Annotated in this window: 5 protein-coding genes and 4 tRNA genes; 8 read left to right on the top strand and 1 reads right to left on the bottom strand. The window is 60.4% G+C overall.

Annotated features, from left to right (window positions below; all coding sequences use genetic code 11):
• Nucleotides 1-110 precede the first annotated feature (110 nt).
• A complete protein-coding gene (locus tag GH681_RS22470; RefSeq protein ID WP_153163734.1) occupies nucleotides 111-1133 on the bottom strand; it encodes a hypothetical protein in 1023 nt (340 codons plus the stop codon).
• Between the two features lie 694 nt (nucleotides 1134-1827).
• Between GH681_RS22470 and GH681_RS22465 the strand changes: the two genes are divergently transcribed.
• The 8 genes from GH681_RS22465 to GH681_RS22430 all read left to right on the top strand — a co-directional run bounded on the left by GH681_RS22465 (nucleotide 1828) and on the right by GH681_RS22430 (nucleotide 4814).
• Nucleotides 1828-2199, top strand: coding sequence for a hypothetical protein (locus GH681_RS22465; RefSeq protein WP_153163733.1), 372 nt, complete (start codon nucleotides 1828-1830; stop codon nucleotides 2197-2199).
• A 228-nt stretch (nucleotides 2200-2427) separates the two neighbouring features.
• Nucleotides 2428-2512 (top strand) — tRNA-Leu (locus GH681_RS22460).
• 50 nt (nucleotides 2513-2562) lie between these two features.
• A tRNA-Asp gene (locus tag GH681_RS22455) sits at nucleotides 2563-2639 on the top strand.
• 23 nt (nucleotides 2640-2662) lie between these two features.
• A tRNA-Gly gene (locus GH681_RS22450) sits at nucleotides 2663-2738 on the top strand.
• An 8-nt stretch (nucleotides 2739-2746) separates the two neighbouring features.
• Nucleotides 2747-2823: transfer RNA gene (locus GH681_RS22445), tRNA-Val, on the top strand.
• A 234-nt stretch (nucleotides 2824-3057) separates the two neighbouring features.
• Nucleotides 3058-3735 (top strand): CsgG/HfaB family protein, encoded by a 678-nt coding sequence (locus GH681_RS22440; RefSeq protein WP_153163732.1) that lies wholly within the window; start codon nucleotides 3058-3060, stop codon nucleotides 3733-3735.
• A gap of 21 nt (nucleotides 3736-3756) precedes the next feature.
• The gene (locus GH681_RS22435) at nucleotides 3757-4140 is read left to right on the top strand and encodes a DUF4810 domain-containing protein (protein WP_153163731.1); all 384 of its coding nucleotides are present in this window, start codon (nucleotides 3757-3759) and stop codon (nucleotides 4138-4140) included.
• Nucleotides 4137-4814, top strand: a complete 678-nt coding sequence (locus GH681_RS22430; RefSeq protein ID WP_153163730.1) for a DUF799 domain-containing protein — start codon at nucleotides 4137-4139, stop codon at nucleotides 4812-4814. Before GH681_RS22435 ends, GH681_RS22430 begins: the two co-directional genes overlap by 4 nt.
• Nucleotides 4815-4972 lie beyond the last annotated feature (158 nt).

Genomic DNA, 4972 nt, shown 5'->3' with positions numbered 1-4972 from the left:
CAGACCGTGCTTGACGCCATCGCGTGTGCCCGCTGCCACATCCAACCTGATCGAAGTTACCCCAGGCCACGACGCGTCAAGCCGCACCAGCATTTGGCATATAAGGGGGCTTAAGTTGGGAGCATTGGGTCAAATGCCCCCTCGAAATTCGGACCAGAAATGTGCTTCAGATACGAGTCGTACTCCTCACTGTACGAGCCTATGCGACTAATCTCCATCACTGCATCTAAGCTTAGCCACTCAGCCTTCGTAATCACGTCGTGAGCAGCTTCGCCGGAGTGAACGCATGCAAGACGTGTGAAAACATCTACTGGTAACTCTTCGAGCGGTGACTCCAGCCCGATTAGGCTGGAAAACTCTCTATGGTGCTTTATTAAATCAAGAGCTTTGCCGAAGTCGTTCGACGACAGCCCGAATTGGTCACATATCTCTTTCTTGACCGGCTCGAGCTCTTTAGCCCAATTAACGTGAGGCGGCAGTCGCTTGGCGATGGCCTCTATGTTCCCTCGATGCAACTTCCCGGTGAACGTGTTCTGCGCGTATTCCTGCTGTAGTACCGTTAAGCACACGGTGAACTCTTCTGCCTGCTTGAACATCTTACGCAAGCGATCACCGAGCACATCCAGGTTGATGTGCTCAAGGTCGCGAAGATGCATTCTTTCGTCAAGATCATGGGAGTACCGAAATGCCATCCCCTTGTTATCGACTTCGGCAACATCTTTGAATACCTCTTCCAACGGCATTCCGAGTTCCACGAGACGACTGTCGCGCGCGATGGCTGCCGCAAAGTTATCCCATAGCCCGATTAAGTCATGAGTCGCGATGACACCAACCTCGGTTGTGTTCTTACCCAGTGCGGAGACGTTTCGGATTGAGTCCTTCAAGAACAGCTCCATAAAGTGCCGGGCATTGAAGCAAATCGGGTAGACAAGTGCGTCAATGAAGACACAGGCAGTCTCGTCAGAGCTGGGGGCGACATAAGACTCAGTTGCAGCGGCCGCGAGCAAAACCAAGGTCGCCTGCATGAAGCCCTCCCGATATGCGTTTCTTGTGTCGCCAATCCATTGCCCGCCAACAACGGCGTTCTGATGGGGATTATCAAAATCCATGCGAAACGACTTATTTTTTATCAATTGGAGCTCGTCATCTAGATAAGTATTTGCTGGTTAGCGCTAGACAGATAGATCGGAGGCAGGACGCAAGGTACGACTCCTGTAGCTAGGCGTTCCATTGGTTCAACACGCACTGCCATCCGTCGCCCTTAGCCGAGTCATAAAGCAGTCGGGCCCAGTTGGCCGCTCCTGGCCGACAGCCGTCATTTTAGAGCATCTGCATGAACGTCGACTCTGGCTAATCACCAGCCATACCTCCCGGCCATCCCGCTTACAGCGTCAAACCGCCCAGCCACTACCCGCACCACCACCGTCCTCAGCACTCGCAACCGTCGGATCACTCTGCTTCAATCCGACCTCCCCACCTTCCGACCCACATCTATCCCCTCCCATCACCCTCACGATAGTCTCCACCCTTGATCTACGCCTACCCATCAAGGGTAAAGACTATCGGATAAGTCATCTACGCCCCTAGATCGTTCATCTAGCGCCGTAGATCAGTCATCTATCGGCATAGATGATTCATGGGCGCACGCCCATCGATTATCTAGCGACGCCCATCGACGATCTACGCCGCTCCATCATCGATCTAGCGCACTCCGGCGCAGCGACGACCATCCGATTCGGGTAGATGGTTGACAACATCATAGCTGCTCCACCATGATCCTCCCCGCTTTCATCAACCTTTCATCACAAGGACCGAGGAGACGAACTCATGGGATCCAACCGCAAGAACCGCATGCCGGCCGATCAGGTGCAGGCCAACATCGACGCCTATCTGGCGCTCAAGGCGATGCCCGGGTACAAGCCTTACAACCCCGCTTTCTCGCTGGAGGCGATCACCGCCTGTGTTGAACTGCTGCGTACTGCCGAGGTGAACGATCTGCACACCGAGCACGCGCGTCTGGCAGCGCGAGATGCCATCGTCGCGGCCCAGTGGGCGCTACAGGACATCGTTGTCGGTGCCAAGGAGCAGGTCCGCGCGATCTACGGGCCCGATTCCGACGAGATGGTGCAGGTGGGCCTCAAGAAGAAGTCCGAGAAGAAGGCCCGCAGCCGCACCAGCAAGCCTGCCGCAGTCGCCTGACGATCCGGGCGGTCTTCATGGCCTTGCTACGGTCACGCCTGTCGTCTCTGGGTTTTGATTGAGGCGCTTGTGATCGTTTCGCGTGGGGATGGGCGACTGAAGTCGCCCCTACGAAGGCCTTTGAATAGCCTCTGCGGAGGCGTGGGGCCGCGGGTGCACCGCACTTTTTTTCAAGAGGGGCTGGCGCATCCGCAAAACCTTGGTTATTATTCGCGCCCTTCACCGCCTGCCCAGGTGGCGGAATTGGTAGACGCACTAGTTTCAGGTACTAGCGGGTAACTCCGTGGAGGTTCGAGTCCTCTCCTGGGCACCAAGGCAAGTGAAGGTTCGGCAGCCGGTCATCGGCGGCCATGCGGTAAAAGTGGAGTGGTAGTTCAGTTGGTTAGAATACCGGCCTGTCACGCCGGGGGTCGCGGGTTCGAGTCCCGTCCACTCCGCCAGCACCAAGCAGCATTCTTTTCGAGCGGCAGTAGCTCAGTTGGTAGAGCGCAACCTTGCCAAGGTTGAGGTCGAGAGTTCGAGACTCTTCTGCCGCTCCATTCCCCCAGCGTCCTTAGCTCAGTTGGTTAGAGCGCCACGTTGACATCGTGGAGGTCGGCGGTTCGACTCCGTCAGGACGCACCAGGCACTACGGCCTGTTCCGGCGCCTGATTCCCCCCGCGCATCGCGCATCCCCTCGCAGCACCCTCCGGATCGCCCCCGCGCCTGCCCGCCGCCTTTTGCGCGCGCGCCATCGCCCCATCGCGGTCACGCCAGCCTCTTCTGCCGGGCCGGATCGTCTTCGTTAAATGCAAAAAGCATTGCCATGTGTATATAATTCCAGCCTCACGGAATTCCACTCACATTGCAGGTACACGCATGAAGAAGACCCTTGCCATTCTTGCCACCGTCACCGCCGCCGCCAGCACGCTGGTCGGCTGTGCCGCCACCGAAGAATCCCGCACCGTGGCCGTCGCCAAGCCCGCCGCCGCTGCCCGCGCCTACACCGGCGCGCGCACGCCGATCTCGGTGGGCAAGTTCGACAACCGCTCCAGCTTCATGCGCGGCATCTTCTCCGATGGCGTCGACCGCCTCGGCAGCCAGGCCAAGACCATCCTGATCACCCACCTCCAGCAGACCAACCGCTTCAACGTGCTGGAGCGCGAGAACATGTCCGAGATCAAGCAGGAGGCCGCCCTCAACAAGGTGGAGCAGAAGCTCAAGGGCGCCCGCTTCGTCGTCACCGGCGACGTGACCGAGTTTGGCCGCAAGGAAGTGGGCGATCACCAGCTGTTCGGCATCCTCGGCCGCGGCAAGCAGCAGGTGGCCTACGCCAAGGTGGCCCTCAACGTGGTGGATGTGAAGACCTCCGAGGTCGTCTACTCCGCCCAGGGCGCCGGCGAATACAGCCTCTCCAACCGTGAGGTCGTGGGCTTTGGCAGCACCGCCAGCTACGACTCCACCCTCAACGGCAAGGTGCTCGACCTGGCCATCCGCGAAGCTGTCGACAACCTTGTCGGCGGTGTCGAATCCGGCGCGCTGCGCCTCGCCGACTAAGCCCGGAGCCGAGCCCACACCATGCACGTTTCTTCTTTCCGGCACGGCCGGCTGGCGCTGGCCGCGCTGGCGGTCGGCCTGCTCGCCGGCTGCGCCACGCAGCCCAAGCCGCTCTACTACTGGGGCGATTACCCCAGCGTGATGTACAGCCACTTCAACAACGCCAAGGGCCAGCAGGAGCAGATCCAGGCCCTCGAGGCCATGCGTGAGCAGGCCCGCGCCAAGGGCCTGCCCCTGCCGCCGGGCTTCCAGGCCCACCTGGGAATGCTCTACGGCCAGAGCGGCCAGGCCGGCCGTCTCGCCGAGAGCCTCGAAGCCGAGAAGCAGCAGTTTCCCGAAGGCGCACCCTTCATGGATTTCATCCTGAAGAAGTTCCAACCCAAACCCGCCGAGGCCCGCCAATGATCCGATCGCGCCTTTTTCAACGGGTGTTGCTGGCCATCGGCGTGGCGCTGCTTGCCGGCTGCGCCACCAAGCCGGGCTACGACTACACCGCCTTCCGCGAGAGCCGGCCCAAGTCCATCCTGGTGCTGCCGCCGCTCAACGATTCGCCGGACGTGAACGCCACCTACAGCATGTATGCCCAGACCACGCTGCCGCTGGCCGAGTCCGGTTACTACGTGCTGCCGGTAACGCTGGTGGATGAAGCCTTCCGTCAGAACGGCCTCACCTCCCCGGCCGACATCCAGCAGGTGCCACTCAAGAAGCTGCGCGAGATCTTTGGTGCCGATTCGGCCCTGTACATCAAGGTCACCCACTACGGCACCAAGTACATGATCATCTCCAGCGAGACCCGCGTCTCCGCCGAGGCCAAGCTGGTTGATCTGCGCAGCGGCGCCACCCTGTGGGAAGGCAGCGCCACCGCGTCGAGCGAAGAAGGCAACAACAACTCGAGCGGCGGTGTGGTGGGCCTGCTGGTGAAGGCGGTCATCACCCAGATCGCCGACACCCTGAGCAACCGCGGCCACCCGATCGCCGGCATCACCGCCAACCGCCTGCTCTCGGCTGGGCGGCCCAACGGCATCCTGTACGGGCCGCGTTCGCCCAAGTATCAGAAGGAAGGTTCGCCGGCGCCTTGAGTCGGTGGTGTCGGGTTACGCCCGTTGGGCTAACCCGACCTTGTATTGTGTTGATGTGCGGAACCGGTCGTTTTCAGGTCTTTGTGCGGGGCCGGGACTGCATACCTGGGGGGCACCTCAGGTTGAGCGGCGGGATGCCGTACCCGCCCTTGGGCCAC

Origin of the sequence: Zoogloea sp. 1C4 (assembly GCF_009469605.1) — a bacterium.
Lineage (GTDB): Bacteria > Pseudomonadota > Gammaproteobacteria > Burkholderiales > Rhodocyclaceae > Zoogloea > Zoogloea oryzae.
The sequence above is the reverse complement of the archived record's forward strand: the minus strand, read 5'-3'. Positions and strand labels throughout refer to the sequence as shown.

Bases quoted from the DNA above. Each gene is read 5' to 3' on its own strand.
- GH681_RS22465 (WP_153163733.1), top strand. From the start codon at position 1,828: ATGGGATCCAACCGCAAGAACCGCATGCCGGCCGATCAGGTGCAGGCC.
- GH681_RS22440 (WP_153163732.1), top strand. From the start codon at position 3,058: ATGAAGAAGACCCTTGCCATTCTTGCCACCGTCACCGCCGCCGCCAGC.
- GH681_RS22430 (WP_153163730.1), top strand. From the start codon at position 4,137: ATGATCCGATCGCGCCTTTTTCAACGGGTGTTGCTGGCCATCGGCGTG.
- GH681_RS22435 (WP_153163731.1), top strand. From the start codon at position 3,757: ATGCACGTTTCTTCTTTCCGGCACGGCCGGCTGGCGCTGGCCGCGCTG.